This is a genomic window from Stutzerimonas stutzeri (assembly GCF_024448695.1).
Taxonomy (GTDB): Bacteria; Pseudomonadota; Gammaproteobacteria; order Pseudomonadales; family Pseudomonadaceae; genus Stutzerimonas; species Stutzerimonas stutzeri_T.
In genome coordinates this window covers 43,255-58,888 of the sequence record NZ_JAMOHY010000018.1, presented here as the reverse complement: position 1 = coordinate 58,888, position 15,634 = coordinate 43,255, and the positions used below count along the sequence as shown (strand labels likewise).

At 61.3% G+C, this 15,634-nt stretch carries 15 protein-coding genes; 9 read left to right on the top strand and 6 right to left on the bottom strand.

The window, feature by feature from the left end:
* Window positions 1-7: 7 nt before the first annotated feature.
* From NAV32_RS13335 to NAV32_RS13320, 4 genes are read right to left on the bottom strand one after another with little or no spacing between them, the layout of a single operon-like run.
* Complete coding sequence (locus tag NAV32_RS13335; RefSeq protein ID WP_256053280.1) at window positions 8-739, bottom strand: ABC transporter ATP-binding protein; 732 nt, start codon at window positions 737-739, stop codon at window positions 8-10.
* Window positions 736-1,707, bottom strand: a complete 972-nt coding sequence (locus NAV32_RS13330) for a YVTN family beta-propeller repeat protein (protein WP_256053279.1) — start codon at window positions 1,705-1,707, stop codon at window positions 736-738. Before NAV32_RS13330 ends, NAV32_RS13335 begins: the two co-directional genes overlap by 4 nt.
* A 33-nt stretch (window positions 1,708-1,740) precedes the next feature.
* Entirely contained in the window at window positions 1,741-2,238 is a 498-nt protein-coding gene (locus NAV32_RS13325; protein ID WP_256053278.1) for a tetratricopeptide repeat protein, read from the bottom strand.
* Entirely contained in the window at window positions 2,235-3,422 is a 1,188-nt protein-coding gene (locus tag NAV32_RS13320; RefSeq protein WP_256053277.1) for an ABC transporter substrate-binding protein, read from the bottom strand. Before NAV32_RS13320 ends, NAV32_RS13325 begins: the two co-directional genes overlap by 4 nt.
* Before the next feature lie 155 nt (window positions 3,423-3,577).
* Between NAV32_RS13320 and NAV32_RS13315 the strand changes: the two genes are divergently transcribed.
* From NAV32_RS13315 to NAV32_RS13300, 4 genes are all read left to right on the top strand, one after another.
* Window positions 3,578-4,015 (top strand): copper-binding protein, encoded by a 438-nt coding sequence (locus NAV32_RS13315; RefSeq protein WP_256053276.1) that lies wholly within the window; start codon window positions 3,578-3,580, stop codon window positions 4,013-4,015.
* 24 nt (window positions 4,016-4,039) lie between these two features.
* The gene (locus NAV32_RS13310; RefSeq protein WP_256053275.1) at window positions 4,040-5,302 is read left to right on the top strand and encodes a sensor histidine kinase; all 1,263 of its coding nucleotides are present in this window, start codon (window positions 4,040-4,042) and stop codon (window positions 5,300-5,302) included.
* On the top strand, window positions 5,299-5,952 hold the full coding sequence (locus tag NAV32_RS13305) for a response regulator transcription factor (protein ID WP_256053274.1): 654 nt from the start codon (window positions 5,299-5,301) through the stop codon (window positions 5,950-5,952). Before NAV32_RS13310 ends, NAV32_RS13305 begins: the two co-directional genes overlap by 4 nt.
* A gap of 150 nt (window positions 5,953-6,102) precedes the next feature.
* A complete protein-coding gene (locus NAV32_RS13300; RefSeq protein ID WP_256053273.1) occupies window positions 6,103-6,564 on the top strand; it encodes an REP-associated tyrosine transposase in 462 nt (153 codons plus the stop codon).
* A gap of 104 nt (window positions 6,565-6,668) precedes the next feature.
* Here the strand turns inward: NAV32_RS13300 and NAV32_RS13295 are convergent, their stop codons facing one another.
* Complete coding sequence (locus NAV32_RS13295) at window positions 6,669-7,316, bottom strand: pentapeptide repeat-containing protein (RefSeq protein WP_256053272.1); 648 nt, start codon at window positions 7,314-7,316, stop codon at window positions 6,669-6,671.
* Between the two features lie 194 nt (window positions 7,317-7,510).
* Window positions 7,511-9,382 (bottom strand): quinoprotein ethanol dehydrogenase, encoded by a 1,872-nt coding sequence (gene exaA, locus NAV32_RS13290; protein ID WP_256053271.1) that lies wholly within the window; start codon window positions 9,380-9,382, stop codon window positions 7,511-7,513.
* A gap of 345 nt (window positions 9,383-9,727) precedes the next feature.
* Between exaA and pedF the strand changes: the two genes are divergently transcribed.
* The 5 genes from pedF to NAV32_RS13265 all read left to right on the top strand — a co-directional run bounded on the left by pedF (window position 9,728) and on the right by NAV32_RS13265 (window position 15,555).
* Window positions 9,728-10,165, top strand: a complete 438-nt coding sequence (gene pedF, locus NAV32_RS13285; RefSeq protein ID WP_256053270.1) for a cytochrome c-550 PedF — start codon at window positions 9,728-9,730, stop codon at window positions 10,163-10,165.
* Window positions 10,166-10,170: 5 nt separating this feature from the next.
* Window positions 10,171-11,067 carry a substrate-binding periplasmic protein gene (locus NAV32_RS13280; protein ID WP_256053269.1) on the top strand — a complete coding sequence of 299 codons (897 nt, stop codon included), beginning with the start codon at window positions 10,171-10,173 and terminating at the stop codon, window positions 11,065-11,067.
* 102 nt (window positions 11,068-11,169) lie between these two features.
* On the top strand, window positions 11,170-12,825 hold the full coding sequence (pgm, locus tag NAV32_RS13275; RefSeq protein WP_256053268.1) for a phosphoglucomutase (alpha-D-glucose-1,6-bisphosphate-dependent): 1,656 nt from the start codon (window positions 11,170-11,172) through the stop codon (window positions 12,823-12,825).
* A gap of 139 nt (window positions 12,826-12,964) precedes the next feature.
* Window positions 12,965-13,249, top strand: a complete 285-nt coding sequence (ihfB, locus tag NAV32_RS13270) for an integration host factor subunit beta (protein ID WP_181086929.1) — start codon at window positions 12,965-12,967, stop codon at window positions 13,247-13,249.
* Window positions 13,250-13,536: 287 nt separating this feature from the next.
* Complete coding sequence (locus NAV32_RS13265) at window positions 13,537-15,555, top strand: alpha-1,4-glucan--maltose-1-phosphate maltosyltransferase (RefSeq protein ID WP_256053267.1); 2,019 nt, start codon at window positions 13,537-13,539, stop codon at window positions 15,553-15,555.
* The last annotated feature ends 79 nt before the right edge of the window (window positions 15,556-15,634 follow it).

Below are 15,634 nucleotides of genomic sequence, written 5' to 3'. Positions count from 1 at the left end.
CCTTCGGCTAATCCAGGCTACGGTTTACATTGGTCAGGCGAGCGAAGGTCTGCTCCAGGCTGCCATCGTGGGTGGACAGCTCATCGGCACGACCTTGAGCCACTAGGCTTCCGCGGTTGAGGATCAGCAGCTCGTCGTCGGCGTGCACTTCGTCGAGCAGGTGCGTGGTCCACAGCACGCTCATGCCTTCGCTCTGACACAGTGAGCGCACGTGAAGGTTGAGGGCCTGACGGCTGGCAGGGTCAAGGCCGGCACTGGCTTCGTCGAGCAGCAGCAGGCTCGGTTTGTGCAGCAAGGCGCGGGCGATTTCGACTCGTCGACGATGACCGCCATTGAGCTCGCGCACCCGGCTTTTGCGTCGTTCAACGAGTTGCTGACGTTGCAGTTCCTGCTCGATGCGCTCGTTGGCCAGCACGCGTGGCATGCCATGCAGGGCGGCGTGATAACGCAGGTTCTGTTCAACACTGAGGTCCAGGTCCAGCGTGCTTTGCTGGAATACCACGCCGAGGCGTCGCAGCGCTTCGCGTGGGTGCGAGCGAAGGCTGAAACCCGCCACGCAAATTTCGCCCTGCTGCAGGTCGTAGAGTCGCGTGAGCAGGGCGATTAGCGTCGACTTGCCAGCGCCGTTGGGGCCGAGCAGGGCGGTGAAACGCCCGGCTGTGGCAGCAAAGCTGACATCCTGCAGGGCCTGTCGATCACCATAGGCAAAGCCGAGGCCCTCGACCTGCAGGGCGATCATGGCGCCACCACCACGCCCCAGGGATAGCGACCCACCTTGATCGACTTGATCACCTTGAGCGTCTTCACGTCGATCACCGAGACATCACCGCTCACACCGTTGGTGGTCAGCAGTTGGCTTTCGTCCAGGTTGAACGACATGTGCCAGACACGTCGGCCTACCAACAGGTAATCGAGCACTTCATAGGTTTGTGCATCGACCACGGCGATATGGTTGGCCGGGCCGAGGGCGACGAAGGCGTATTTGCCGTCCGAACTGAGCTTGATGCCCACGGGCTGAACCTTGTCCGGGTGGACGCCCTTGATGGCGAAGTTCAGCGTCTTGATGATTTGCCGCTGCGCCACATCGACCACGCTGACCGTGCCGCCGATTTCCGAGGAGGCCCAGAGGAGCTTGCTGTCTTTGGTGAACTCGACGTGACGCGGGCGCTGATCGACCAGGGTGTTGTCCACCAGTTCGTTGGTGGCGGTATCGATCCAGTGCAGCATGTTGGTGGTTTCGCTGGTGTTCACCGCCCATTTGCCATCGGGACTGACGGCCATGCCTTCAGGTTCGACGCCAACGTCGATCTGTGCCAGCACTTGTCCGTCGTCCACATCCACGACGGTGACCAGGGCATCATCCTCGTTGGAGATATACAGCCACTTGTTGTTCGGGTGCAGGGCGAACTGCTCGGGATCGGCGCCTGACGGCAGCTGCTTGATGATCTGCCGCGTGGCCAGGTCCATCACCTGCACGGTGTCCGAATCGCTGGCGCAGATATAAAGCAGCTTGTTGTCATGGGACAGGGTCAGGCCGCGCGGGCGCATGCCGACCTCCAGGGTCTCGACCGTTTCCAGGGTGTTCAGGTCGATCACGCTGAGGGTGTTGTCCTTCTCGTTGGAAACGTAGGCGGTAGCAGCCAGGGCGGAAGCGCTGGCGCACGCCAGGGCGCAGGAAATGGCGGCGGCAAGGAGGGTTCGGGTCATGGTCGTGTTCTCTTGTTTTATGGGTGGCACCCGTTAGCGGGTCGAATCGGCGTTACTGATCTCGTCCAGGCGCAGCAGGTAATCGTTGGCTTCAGTCTGACCATCCGCAGCGGCGCGCTGCAGCCACCCGCGTGCCGCGGCGTGATCAGCCTCCACGCCGCGCCCCTCGGCCAGGGCTACGCCCCAGTGATAACGCGCGAGGCTCACGTAACTGATGTTGTCGGGCTGCTCCGCGCCCTGCCTGAGCAGCGCGGAGGACTTGGCAAGATCAGGCTCGACGCCGTTGCCGTTCTCGTACATTTGCGCCAGCCAGATCAGCGAATACACATCGTTCCAGCGCGCTACACAGTCCTCAAAGATGGTTTTGGCTGCCTCGAAATTGCCGGTCTTGGCGGTGACGTAGCCGTACATGCATTTGATTCGCTTGGGGCTGTCGATATAGGCCTCGTAACTCATCTCCTCGTTGGCATTGGCCGGGGTGCTGGTCAGCAGTGCCAAGCCCAGCAGGGCTGCGATTGTCTTGTGATTCATGATTGATCCTCTCTCAGGCGACAGCGGCTTTCAGGCGCATCGAAGCCCAGGGTGTCGAGTTCGCTGGAGGGATGCAGGAAGCCATCCTGCGGCGAGTTGGAAACCAGCCCGCGTGGATGCACCAGCGGAATCGGCTGACGCAACTGACCGTTCCACGGGCGGAAGGTCAGCTTGCGGCCCTTGAAGCCATCGAGTGGCAATTCTTCGCTGAGCGATAGCTGGCGGATGACCTGAGGGTCCGCCTCGCCAAGCTTGGTAACTGCCGCCGCGAGGCTGCGCACGCCCATCCAGGCGGCGAAGTCGCGGTCATTCATCCAGCGATCGGCATGGGCCTCGAAGCGTTTTTGCAGTTGTGCGGCACCGTAGGTTTCAACCGTCTTGTGCCAACCGGTGGGCGTCAGGCCCTGGGTGCCGACGACAGGGCGCGGCAGCCAGGTGTGGTAGGGCACGTACTCGCCAAAATCACCTCGCTCGTCGGCCACCACCACCACGTCGTAGTCGCGGGCCTGGGTGAACAGCGGCATTTCCGCCTGGGCGCTGCGGCGCTGGTCGTTGTCGAAGCTCCAGGTCTTTTCCTCGACGATCTTGTGACCGAAGCGTTTGGCTGCGCGCTTCAGGGCCTCGGCATAGGCTTGGTCCTCGGCGGTCGGGCCGGTGATCAGCAGCCAGCGATTCCAGCGACGCACGGACAGGAACTGGCCCAGCGCGTCGGCGAGCATGCTGCGGCTGGGCAGGGTGTGCAGCACGTTGGGCAGGCAAAGGTCGGTCCGCAGCTCGTCAGCGGCGCTGCCAGCATTGATCAGCAGACTGTCGGGTAGCGCCTCGGCGAGTTGTCGCAGCGAGGCGGCCGGCGCATTGATCACGAACAGGCGCAGACCGTCGGTATGCAGCTTTCGGGCTTCTTCGAGCAATTGCTCGGGGGTTGCGCTGTTCAAGGCTTGCAGTTGGTAGCTGTGCTTGAGGAAACGTCCCGTGGTGTTGCTGTCGGCAATGGCCAGCTCGGCCCCGCGCTGCCCGGCATCCGCTGGCTCGGGAATCACGTTGGAGAGTAGCGGACCGGGATCGGGGCGATAACCCAGGTAACCGATACGCACGGATAGTTCCTTGGCTGGCGCGGCATGAGCCAATGCGGCGCAGCAGGCAAGGGCGATCAGGCAGCTGGCGTGTTGCAGGAAATGGCGCATGGGGAGCTCCTGTGGCGTTGCGGCCAGCATAGGAACCCTGTCGGAGCGGGGGAATATGCAGAAAGTACCAGTCGCTGTGTACCAAGGTAGTAAAGGGCGGTGGGGGTCGTGCCCATAGGATAGGCACATCGATAACAACAAAAGAGATCAGTCCCATGCGCGTAGCCAAGCCCTTTTTGCTCAATATCCTCTTCATCGGCAGCCTGATCGGCTTTGACCAGAGCCATGCGGCGGGTGACCTGACGCTGCGCACGCAGTCGCTGCCGGATCTTGCGTTCGGCTCCGAGGAAAGCGATTACGCGGTTTCCCAGAAGCAGTATCAGCTTGAAACCGGCGTCGCCTATCAGCTCAAGATCAGCTCCGATGGCCAGAAGGAATGTGCATTTCAGGCCCCCGAATTCGCCCAGTCGATCTTCCTGCGCAAGGTCGAGGCGGGCGGTATCGAGATCAAGGCTGTGACGCTGCTCGAGCTGGAGTTCGAGGATGCCGGTGAGGCCGAGATATTCTTCCTGCCGATCAAGCCCGGCAACTATCCCTTCTATTGCAAGGGGCTGCAGAACAAGGGCATGCAAGGCGAATTCATCGTCAAGTAATTCTTCCAGCCGGGACGAGCCTCCATGTCCGCACTCTGGCGCATCTACTGGCTGGTCTCGCTGTTCTTCGGCCTGATCGGCACGGTTTGTCTGCTGGTACTGCTGCGTCAGGCCAGCCATGACGTGGGCCGTGAACTGGACGCCGCGCAAGCGATGGTCACCTACCTGAGCGAGGTCGCCGAACGCGACCCTGCCGCGTTGCAAGCGGAACTCACTGACAACCTGCGGCATGTTCGCGTGCGCTGGCTGGAACCTGGGCAGATGTCGGAGCTGCAGAACGGGCGTTCCTGGCTCGATTATCAGATCTACCCGGCCGAACTTGCCGAGCCGGTAACTCTGCCACTGCCGGATGGCAGGCTGTTGCAGCTGAGCGTCGATCCGGGTGACGAGATCGACGAGGTCTGGGATTCGCTGCTGCAACTGCTGACCCTGTTCGGCTTTGCGCTGCTGCTTAGCCTGTTGGCAATCCGCTGGGCGCTGCGACCGGCGCTGGCGGTGCTGGATGAACTGCTTGCAGCTCTGGAGCAGGTTTCCCGGGGCCAGCTCGATAGCCGTCTGGATAGCCACTCGCTGGCCGAAGCGCGTCAGCTCGCCGGGCATTTCAACCGGATGGTCACCTCTTTGCAGAGCGCCCGGCGAGAGAACGATGAACTGACGCATTCGCTGCTGGCCCTGCAGGAGCGCGAGCGCACCCAGCTGGCGCAGACACTGCACGACGATCTTGGCCAGTACCTGGCTGGCATACGCGCCCAGGCCTGCCTGTTGCAGGCCGTCAAGGATCAGCCAAAGCTGGTTGCCAGCACCGCGCGAAGGCTGGATGACAACTGCGAGCAATTGCAGAACGGCTTCCGTCGTCTGACCCGCGAGCTGTACCCGGTGATGCTCGAGCATCTGGAGCTGCCGGAAGCGATCCGCCTGCTGGGTCAGCAATGGCGGGACGCCCAGGGTATCGAGCTGCGCCTGCATGTCGATGGGCGCATTCCGGCATTGCCATTGAACACCAAGGAACACCTGTACCGGCTGCTGCAGGAGGCGCTGACCAATGTGGCCCGACACGCTCATGCGAGCCGGGTGTGCATCCGTTTGCGTCTGCGCGGCGGGCGCTTGCTGCTGCTGGTCCGCGACAACGGCTGTGGCGCGAGCGAGGCGCGACCGCTGGGAATCGGGCTGCGCTCGATGCGTGAACGGGCGCGCTGTCTGGGCGGAACCCTGACCCTTTCCAGTCGTTCCGGCAGTGGCTGGGCGATTCTTCTGAGTATTCCGCTGATGGAGATCATGGCCGAATGAAGATTCTTCTCGTCGACGATCATGCCGTGGTCCGCCAGGGCTACGCGGCGCTCCTGCGTGCATTGCTGCCTGAGGCTCAGGTGGTCGAGGCCTGCGATGGCGAAGAAGCACTGGCAAAAGTGCAGGAAGAGATCCCCAGTCTGGTGATCATGGATGTCGGCCTGCCCGGTATCAGTGGGCTGGAAACCACTCGCCGACTGATCCAGCGGCTGCCGCAACTGCGGGTGCTGTTTTTCAGCATGCACGATGAGTTGCCCTTGGTGCGGCAGGCGCTCGATGCCGGTGCCGCGGGCTACATCACCAAAAGCTCTTCACCGCAAGTGCTGGTGGATGCGGTACGGCGCACGCTGGCCGGCTATGCCTATATCGAACAGCCACTGGCGACCCAGCTGGCGCGCAACCCGACTGCAGCCAATGCGCAGGATCCACGCCTGCAGGGCATGACGCAGCGAGAGTTCGAGATATTCGTGATGCTGGCCAAGGGCACGCCGGCCAGAGTCATTGCCGAACGCCTGTGCATCAGCGGCAAGACGGTGTCCAACTACCTGACCCTGCTCAAGAGCAAACTGCAGGTCAGCTCCCAGGCTGAGCTGGTACATCTGGCCATCGATACGGGCGTGTTGCGCGTGGGTGAGCGGGCGGTGGGGTAAGGCCTAAAAGCTCGCGGACAAGTCCGCTCCCACAAAAGACTGGACAACCGTGCGGACTTGTCCGCGAGCTTTGCTTTTATGATCCAGCGCGGATTTCCCTGCGAGCGTTTGTGCTACATCCATAACCGTTAATCCAACGAAGACAATGGAATGTCCCGCTCCATCATCGCCGCCCACCGGCTGCGCCTCGGGCGCTTTTCCGAATCGGGCCGCTGTTATCTCCTGACCACCACGGTACGCCGGCGTGAGCCGCTGCTCGGGGCATTCGCCACAGGTCGCCTGCTGGTCGCAGAGTTGCGTGCGACACATGAACAAGGCTGGGCCACGTCACTGGCCTGGGTGGTCATGCCCGACCATCTTCACTGGCTGGTTAGCCTGCAGGACCGCCCGCTGGATGAGCTGATGAAACGCATCAAGAGCAACAGCGCCCGCGCGATAAACCGCCGCCTGGGGCGCGAAGGGGCGTTATGGCAGAACGGCTATCACGACCGCGCGTTACGCAAGGATGAAGATCTGCCAGCTGTCGCCCGCTATATCGTGGCTAACCCTCTGCGTGCCGGACTGGTCGAGCGGGTGGGGGATTATCCGTTATGGGATGCGATCTGGTTATGACTGCCCTAAAGCTCGCGGACAAGTCCGCTCCCACGGGGATCGGTGTGGTTGTTTAGCCTGTGCGCGAGGCCGCACCGTGGTGGTGGCGGACTTGTCCGCGAGCGTTATTTCTCCCAATCCTGTGGGCAATCGGTGCATTGCTCCATGTTGGTTCCCTGAAAGGTTGCGTAGTGGCGGCGTGCGCCGGTAAGGGTGGCGCTGGCCAGGTTGGCGTCGTTCAGCTTGGCTTCCTGCAGGTTGGCATCGGTAAGGTCGGCGCCCTTGAGGTCGGCCTTGCTCAGCCAGGCCATTTCCAGGTTCGCTGCCGTCAGCTTCGCTCCATGCAATTTGGCCCCGCTCATGCGGGCGAATTCCAGGTTGGCGGCAGACAGGTCGGCACTCTGGAACTGGGCTGCTTGGGCGAATAGCCCCCAGCCCTGGATCGCGACCAGTCGGGCATTGGTGAAATTCGTCAGGCGCAGATTGGCCTGTTGCAGGCTGGCACGGTTGAGGATGGCACCGCTGAGGTCTGCTTTCTCCAGATTGGCCAGATCAAGCCGGGTGTGACGCAGATTTGCGCCGGACAGATTGGCTCCGGCCAGATTGATTTTGCTCAGGTCCATGTTGCTGAGGTCGGCGCCGCGCAAATCGGCGTTGGGGCATTGGCTTTCGGGCTGTAGTACACAGCCGTTGATGGTCGGCTGATCGCCATCGGCATGGGCTGTGATGCTGGCAAGCAGCAGGAGGGGAAGCAGAAGATTGGGTGATTTCATGACAGGTTCCCTGTTGGGATGGGGAGGTTCTGGAGCGGCGTTAGCTGCTAAATCGCGGACAAGTCCGCTCTCACAAGAAGCTGAGAGCTGGATGCCGGGAACCGAGAGCGCCAACTCTGCCGGTTCCCGATCAATTCCATGGCTGTCCGTAGGGCCGAATTCATTCGGCCACGGGGCCATAAAGGCCGAACAAGTCAGCGCTTCGCGGTCTTGCTGTCCCACTCGGGTAGTTTAAATACCCAGAACGAACCACCCTGCGCGACCGGCTTGGTCAGGGTGGCCATGTCGCCACCCCATAGCGGCACCGCGCCGCCATAGCCGACGGTCACGCCGATGTATTGCTGGCCGTCCTGATCCCAGGTAATCGGCGGGGAGATGATTCCGCTACCGGTCTGGAATTTCCACAGCTCGGCGCCGGTTTTCGCGTTGAAGGCCTTGAAGTAACCATCGCTGGTGCCGGTAAAGACCAGATTGCCCTTGGTTGCCAGCACGCCGGCCCATAAGGGCAGTGGCTCCTTGTGTTCCCAGGCGACCTTGCCGGTGGTGGGGTCCATGGCGCGCAGAATGCCGACGTGGTCGTCGTACATGCGCTTGATGCGAAAGCCCTGTCCGAGGTAGGCGTTGCCTTTCTTGTAGCTGACTTCCTCGGTCCAGTAATCCTCTTTCCAGTGGTTGGCAGGCACGTAGAACAGACCGGTGTCCTGGCTGTAGGCCATGGGGTTCCAGTTCTTGCCGCCGAGGAAGGGTGGCGAGACCTCGACCGATTTGCCGCGTGTTTCACCTGGTTCGGGCCTTGGTGGGCGCTGGCCTTCACGTTCGACCGGGCGTCCGGTCTTGAGGTCGATATGGCTGGCCCAGGTGATGTTGTCGACGAAGGGGAAGGCGTTCTTCAACTTGCCGTCCTTGCGGTCGACCACATAGAAGAAGCCGTTGCGGTCAGCGTGGGCGGTGGCCTTGACGGTCTTGCCGCTCTTGTCTTTGTAGTCGAACAGCACCAGTTCGTTGTTGCCGGAGAAATCCCAGGCATCGTTCGGGGTGTGCTGGTAGAACCACTTCACTTCGCCGGTGCTCGGATCAACCCCGACCTGGCCGGAGGTATAAAGGCTGTCGTAGTCCTTCGGATCGCCACCGTCGCTGGTGCGCTCCCAGCCATTCCAGGGGGCCGGGTTGCCGGCGCCGACGATGATGGTGTTGGTTTCCGGGTCGAAGCTCGCGCTCTGCCAGGGTGCACCGCCGCCCTGGCTCCAGGCTTCCTTCTTGCCGGTAGGGTGATTCGGATCGTCCGGCCAGGATGGCGCCTTGATGTCGCCAGTGGGCGTGCTTTCCTTGCCGTTCAGACGGCCCATGTGGCCTTCGACGAAGGGGCGCATCCAGACTTCCTCGCCGGTGTCCGGGTCGCGGGCGAAGAGCTTGCCGACGATGCCGAATTCGTCGCCGGAGCTGCCGTGAATGAGCAGCGTCTTGCCGGTCTTGCCGTCCTTTACCAGGGTGGGTGCGCCGGTCATGGTGTAACCCGCGCCATGATCGCCGAACTTCTTGCGCCAGACGACCTTGCCGGTGTCCTTGTTGAGTGCCACGACGCTGGCATCGAGGGTGCCGAAATAGATCTTGTCGCCATAAATGGCCGCACCCCGGTTGACCACGTCGCAGCAGGGCCGGATGTCGTCTGGCAGGCGATGGCTGTAGCTCCAGAGGCGCTTGCCGGTGCGTGAATCCAGTGCGAACACGCGCGAATAGGAGCCGGTCACGTAGATCACGCCATCGTGGATGATGGCCTGGGATTCCTGGCCGCGCTGCTTCTCGTCGCCGAAGGAGAAGGACCAGGCCGGGGTCAGCTTGAAGACATTGCTCTCGTTGACCTGCGCCAGCGGGCTCCAGCGTTGGGCGTTGGTGCCAAGCCCGTATTGCAGGACGTTTTCGGTGGAAAGGTGGTCATTGGCGATGTCTTCCCAGGTGACGTTCTTGGCCTGTGCAAGGCCACCCAGCGCCAGACTACCGGCCAGTGCCAGACAATGTACGGCGAGGGCGAGAGGGCGTTTGCTGCCGGGGTGCGATCTTGTTGTCATGGTTGCGATTCCCTTGGTCGATACGAACAAGGCCTTGCCGCATGAACGAGGTTGTCCGTTGCGAGCGAATGGCCAGGCAGGTCGATTATTGGAAGCGCGAACTCCGCTCGATACGGAAAAGCTCCCGCCGATGCAGGGAAAACTTCCCAAACGCTGTGTGTTTTCGCCTTGCTACCGGCGCACTGGCTACAAGGATCGCGTGGCGGCCTGATGCCTTACTACCAAGGAAGGAGATGCAGGCAACCAAAGCAGGATTCTGCCATTTCGAGCCGATCTCCAAGATGACCGCCATGCGCTCCGTACGGAGCCGCCTTGCTCAGGTTCTTGAACTCAACGGTGGTAGTCATGAATAACAAAACCCTATTGCGCACTCTTTTTGCTGCCAGCCTGCTCGGTGCCGCCGGCCTTGCGATGGCCCACGGTGACGTAACGCCACAGAAGGTCGAGACCAAGGGGCTGGCGCCGCTGGGCGAAGAGTGGCTGGACGAAAACCCCTACCGTGCCCCGAGCGAGTTCCACGACAGAGCCGTCGAAATTGGCTCTTCGGCCTATAACCAGAACTGTGCCCGCTGCCATGGTCTGGAAGCGATTTCCGGGGGGATCGCTCCGGATCTGCGCGAGCTGGAAGCCGATTTTGATGGGGACGAGTGGTACAAGGATCGCGTGATCAACGGTGCGGTGCGCGACGGTGCGGTCTATATGCCGCGAATGGCCGACTACCTCAGCCAGGAAGCGCTCTGGGCGATCCGTACCTATATCGAAAGCGAGGCTGCCAAGCAGTGATCACCATGCGCCGGTGGCTTGTGGGCCTTTGTCTGTTGGCGTTTTGCGCCCTGGTACAGGCACAGGTGCCACATGTGGCGAAGGTGCGCGAGTTCGACGACATCATCGACTCCGGTGTACTCAAGGTCGCGCTGTACGAGCACTTTCCGCCGTACAGCTTCATGGTCGATGGCGAGGCGCGCGGGGTTGATGTCGAGCTTGCCCGGCAACTGGCCAGCGGCCTGGGCCTGAAGGTCGAGCTGCTGTGGATCTCGCCGGATGAAACGCTGGACGATGATTTGCGCAACTTCATCTGGCGCGGACACTACCTGCGCCCCGGTGTAGTGGCCGATGTCATGTTGCGTGTGCCCTACGACCGCGAATTCTCCTACAAGCAGAACGAACTGGGCGAGTTGATCAACGAGCTGGTGGTGATGTTCGGCCCTTATCAGCGCGAGCGCTGGCAGTCGGCATTCGATCAGCGCCGCCTGGAGGAAGTGTCCAGTGTGGCGGTGTTCCAGTACCACCCGGTCGGGGTTGAGGTGGAAAGCGTGCCTTCGTTCTATCTGTCTTCGGTGCTCAACGGCAATATCAGGAAGATGCTGCATCACTATCCGAGCACCCAGGCGGCCTTTGCAGCGATGCTGGCTGGCGAAGTGGATGCGACCATGGGCATGCGCGGCGAGATCGACTGGCTGCTGAAACAGGCTAACGACAGCAATTTGCAGCTGGCCGAAAATGCTTACCCCAACATGGGCAAGCAGGTCTGGGACCTGGGCATGGCCGTGCACGAGTCCAATCGCCAGCTGGCGTATGCCATCGAAGCCGTGCTGGAAGGGCTGATCGGCGATGGCAGCCTGGAGCGCATCTATGCCGGCTACGGCTTGCGCTACGAACTTCCGGGGTTGTATCAGGCCGACTGAGCAGGGGAAATGAATTCGCTCGACTGCGGTCGTATGGAGTCGACCGCCCCTGACCGTTAATCTGGGGCGATTTATGACTTCCATCTTCCCAGGGAATGACCCATGAGCATCGATCCCAACGCAGGACGCCTGCCAGACGAACACTCGCTGACCCACATCCCGCGCCTGGTCTCGCGTTACTACAGCGAGCGGCCTGATCCCTCCGATCCGGCGCAGCAGGTTGCCTTCGGCACCTCTGGGCACCGTGGTTCTTCGCTCAAGAACAGCTTCAACGAATGGCATATCCTGGCGGTCACCCAGGCCATCTGCGATTACCGCCGGGAGCAGGGCATCGACGGACCGCTGTTCGTCGGCATGGATACCCATGCGCTGTCCGAACCGGCGTTCGTATCGGCCCTGGAAGTGCTGGCGGCCAATGGCATCGAGACGCGCATTGATGCTGGTTGTAGCGAAACCGGCGGCGCCCCCGGCTATACCCCGACGCCGGCAATCTCCCACGCCATTCTGCAGTACAACCAGGGCCGTAGCGGCGGCCTGGCCGATGGCATCGTCATCACGCCCTCGCACAATCCCCCCGCCGATGGCGGCTTCAAATACAACCCCGCCAATGGCGGGCCGGCTGATACGGATGTCACCAAGTGGATTCAGGACCGAGCCAATGCCTTGCTGGAGGCCGGGCTGCGAGGCGTCGAGCGTATGGACCATGCCCGTGCCGTGAAGGCGTCGACGACCCGGCGTTTCGATTTCATCGACAGCTATGTTGGTGGGCTTGGGCAGGTGATCGACCTGGACGCCATTCGTGGTTCGGGCCTGAAGTTCGCGGTCGATCCGCTTGGCGGCGCCGGCGTGCATTACTGGGCGCGAATCGCCGAACGCTATGGCTTGCCGCTGGAAGTGCTGTCCACGGTGGTCGATCCGACCTTCCGCTTCATGCGCCTGGACTGGGACGGCAAGATCCGCATGGATTGCAGCTCACCCCACGCCATGGCCGGGCTGATTGAAAGCAGGGACCGCTTCGACGTGGCCTTCGCCTGTGATACCGATCATGACCGCCACGGCATCGTCACACGCTCTGCCGGGCTGCTGAACCCCAACCACTATCTGGCCGTGGCCATCGAATATCTCTTTACCCATCGCCCCGAATGGAGCGCGGATGCTGGCATTGGCAAGACCCTGGTGTCCTCTTCGATGATTGACCGTGTGGCCCACGGCATTGGGCGCAAGGTTATCGAGGTGCCGGTGGGCTTCAAGTGGTTCGTTACCGGCCTTCTGGATGGCAGTCTGGGCTTTGGCGGTGAAGAGTCGGCGGGCGCTTCGTTCCTGCGCAAGGCCGGTGGCGCCTGGTCGACCGACAAGGACGGGATCATCCTCGGGCTGCTGGCTGCGGAGATGACCGCTGTCACTGGCAAGGACCCAGGCGAACGCTACCAGGCACTGACCGAGCGGTTCGGGGCGCCTGTCTACCAGCGCATCGACGCTCCTGCAGACCGTGAGCAGAAGGCCAGGCTTGCCAAGCTGTCCGCCTCCCAGGTCACGGCGGACGAACTGGCTGGCCGACCCATTACCCAGATACTGACCGAAGCACCCGGCAACGGTGCAGCCATTGGTGGGCTCAAGGTCGTGACGGATACCGGCTGGTTCGCCGCGAGGCCGTCCGGCACCGAAGACGTCTACAAGATCTACGCCGAAAGCTTCGAAGGTGAATCGCACCTCAAGCGCATTCAGGAAGAAGCCAGGGCGCTGGTAGAGCGGGCGTGAGACGTAATAGTCATCCCGGTGCGTGCCTTCTCCCGCGTCGGGTGACAGGAAAACCTCACGGGCTGTTCAAACTCTGAACAACATGCTACAAACGGCCGCAACACAAATGATCTAGCCGCTTGAAAACGAAGGGAAAACCATGACCAAGTCGGAGTTGATCGAGCGAATCGTCACCCAGCAAGGGCTGCTTTCGTCCAAGGATGTGGAACTGGCAATCAAGACCATGCTTGAGCAAATGGCTCAGGCATTGGCTACGGGTGATCGCATTGAAATTCGCGGCTTCGGCAGCTTCTCGCTCCATTACCGCGCGCCCCGCGTCGGTCGCAATCCCAAGACCGGCCAGTCCGTCCCACTCGACGGCAAATACGTGCCGCACTTCAAACCTGGCAAAGAGTTGCGCGACCGGGTGAATGAGGACGAGTGACACGGGCTGCCGCGAGAGCCCCAGTAAGGGGGCCATCTACGCTTTCGCAGGGGCGGACGGCTATCTCACATGGAGCTCATGTCCGCCGGTGTCATCTGTATGCACGCGCGTTGCTGTTGTAAGTAAGGTTTTTGCTGAACTTTTACGGGCTCTTCTGGTTCGGAAGAACTGAGTTCGTGAAACCCCTCCCAGTGGGTTTTCCTCGGTATATCCGGCCCGCTTGATAATGGTTCCTGAAGCGGACGGGTCTGCCGTATCGCAGCGTTGACGCGTCAGGAGCCCGTTCGATGACCGAAGCACCCTCTAATACCCCCATGGATTCCCGAGTCGAGCAGGCTTTGCGGACGCCGCGCATTGCCATCGATGCCATACAACCTGTGCTGGATGATGGGCGCTTTGCGGCCAAGGCAAGCATCGGGCAGCCGGTTGTGGTCAGCTGCCGGGTGTTTGCCGACGGCCACGATCAGCTCGCTGCTGCGGTTGGCTGGCGGCTCAAGGGTGAGGAGGGCTGGCGGCATGCACCGCTGAAGCGGATAGATGCCGGACTGGATATCTGGCAAGGCCAGTTCACCGCCACCCAGGTCGCCACCCATGAATTCCGTATCGAAGCCTGGTGGGACCTCTATGAAACCTACCGCTATGAATTGTCCAAGAAGCATGCCGCGGGCATTACGGTTTCGCTGGAGCTGACCGAAGGGCGCCTGCTGATCGAACGCGCCGCGCAACGTGCGCAGGGCGAAACTCGCGCCATGCTGGAGGATTTGTTGCATCGTCTCGACAGCTCGCACCTGGATGACGAGCGCGTTTCCGTGCTGCTGGCGGCGGAAACGGCCACGGCAATGGCTGCGGCTGATCCTCGTGAGCATTGCAGTGCCAGTCCCATCTATTCGCTTGAAGTCGAGCGGCCACTGGCGCAGTTCGCCAGTTGGTACGAGCTGTTTCCCCGTTCGGAAACCGACGATCCGAACCGACACGGCACTTTTCGAGATGTACACAAGCGCCTGCCGATGATCCGCGATATGGGCTTCGATGTGCTCTATTTCCCGCCGATCCATCCCATTGGTCGCGCGCATCGGAAGGGGCCGAACAACAGCCTGCAGGCCGGGCCGAACGATCCCGGCAGTCCCTATGCAATCGGCAGCGAAGAGGGTGGTCACGATGCCATTCATCCGCAGCTGGGAACGCTTGAGGACTTCCGCGAGCTGGTCGCTGCTGCCGCCGAGCACGGCCTGGAAATCGCCCTCGACTTTGCCATCCAGTGTTCCCAGGATCATCCCTGGCTGAAGGAACATCCCGGCTGGTTCTCCTGGCGACCGGACGGAACCATCCGCTATGCGGAAAATCCGCCGAAGAAATACCAGGACATCGTCAATGTCGACTTTTACGCCGAAGACGCCATGCCCGGTCTGTGGCTGGCATTGCGCGACGTGGTCTGGCACTGGGTAGAGCAGGGCGTGAAGATCTTTCGCGTCGATAACCCGCATACCAAACCACTGCCGTTCTGGGAGTGGCTGATCGCCGATATACGCGAGCGCGACCCCGATGTGATGTTCCTCTCTGAAGCCTTTACCCGGCCGGCGATGATGGCGCGTCTGGGCAAGGTCGGATTCAACCAGAGCTACACCTATTTCACCTGGCGCAACGGCAAGGCCGAGCTCAGTGACTACCTGACCGAGCTGAACGAACATCCGCTGCGCGATTGCTATCGACCGAACTTCTTCGTCAATACGCCGGACATCAACCCTTTCTTTCTGCAGGAATCCGGTCGTGCCGGTTTTCTCATTCGCGCTGCGCTGGCCACCATGGGCTCGGGCCTCTGGGGCATGTATTCGGGCTTCGAGCTATGCGAAGCCGCCGCCATTCCGGGCAAGGAGGAATACCTTGACTCGGAGAAGTACCAGATCCGCCCGCGGGATTATCAAGCGCCGGGCAACATCATCGCCGAGATTGCCCAGCTCAACCGCATTCGTCGGCAGAACCCGGCACTGCAAACCCATCTAGGCTTCAAGCCTTACCTGGCCTTGAACGACAACATTCTCTACTTCGGCAAGCGCACGGCTGATCTCTCGAACTTCGTGCTGATAGCCGTGAGCCTTGATCCGCACAACGCCCAGGAAGCCCATTTCGAACTGCCGCTCTGGGAGTTCGGTCTGCCTGACGACGCCCACACCCAGGGCGAAGACCTTATGAATGGCCATCGCTGGACCTGGTATGGCAAGACCCAGTGGATGCGCATCGAGCCTTGGAATCTGCCGTTTGGTATCTGGCGATTCACTGCGCAAACACCTGATCCGGACTTAAAGTGAATTCTAGTATAGGGATTTAAAGTTCATATATATCAATAGTTTGATATAGAAAACTAATCCTTTTTATAGGACTGATATT

Coding starts and splice junctions, on each gene's coding strand:
- NAV32_RS13335 (WP_256053280.1), bottom strand. CDS start 739: ATGATCGCCCTGCAGGTCGAGGGCCTCGGCTTTGCCTATGGTGATCGA.
- NAV32_RS13330 (WP_256053279.1), bottom strand. CDS start 1,707: ATGACCCGAACCCTCCTTGCCGCCGCCATTTCCTGCGCCCTGGCGTGC.
- NAV32_RS13325 (WP_256053278.1), bottom strand. CDS start 2,238: ATGAATCACAAGACAATCGCAGCCCTGCTGGGCTTGGCACTGCTGACC.
- NAV32_RS13320 (WP_256053277.1), bottom strand. CDS start 3,422: ATGCGCCATTTCCTGCAACACGCCAGCTGCCTGATCGCCCTTGCCTGC.
- NAV32_RS13315 (WP_256053276.1), top strand. CDS start 3,578: ATGCGCGTAGCCAAGCCCTTTTTGCTCAATATCCTCTTCATCGGCAGC.
- NAV32_RS13310 (WP_256053275.1), top strand. CDS start 4,040: ATGTCCGCACTCTGGCGCATCTACTGGCTGGTCTCGCTGTTCTTCGGC.
- NAV32_RS13305 (WP_256053274.1), top strand. CDS start 5,299: ATGAAGATTCTTCTCGTCGACGATCATGCCGTGGTCCGCCAGGGCTAC.
- NAV32_RS13300 (WP_256053273.1), top strand. CDS start 6,103: ATGTCCCGCTCCATCATCGCCGCCCACCGGCTGCGCCTCGGGCGCTTT.
- NAV32_RS13295 (WP_256053272.1), bottom strand. CDS start 7,316: ATGAAATCACCCAATCTTCTGCTTCCCCTCCTGCTGCTTGCCAGCATC.
- exaA (WP_256053271.1), bottom strand. CDS start 9,382: ATGACAACAAGATCGCACCCCGGCAGCAAACGCCCTCTCGCCCTCGCC.
- pedF (WP_256053270.1), top strand. CDS start 9,728: ATGAATAACAAAACCCTATTGCGCACTCTTTTTGCTGCCAGCCTGCTC.
- NAV32_RS13280 (WP_256053269.1), top strand. CDS start 10,171: ATGCGCCGGTGGCTTGTGGGCCTTTGTCTGTTGGCGTTTTGCGCCCTG.
- pgm (WP_256053268.1), top strand. CDS start 11,170: ATGAGCATCGATCCCAACGCAGGACGCCTGCCAGACGAACACTCGCTG.
- ihfB (WP_181086929.1), top strand. CDS start 12,965: ATGACCAAGTCGGAGTTGATCGAGCGAATCGTCACCCAGCAAGGGCTG.
- NAV32_RS13265 (WP_256053267.1), top strand. CDS start 13,537: ATGACCGAAGCACCCTCTAATACCCCCATGGATTCCCGAGTCGAGCAG.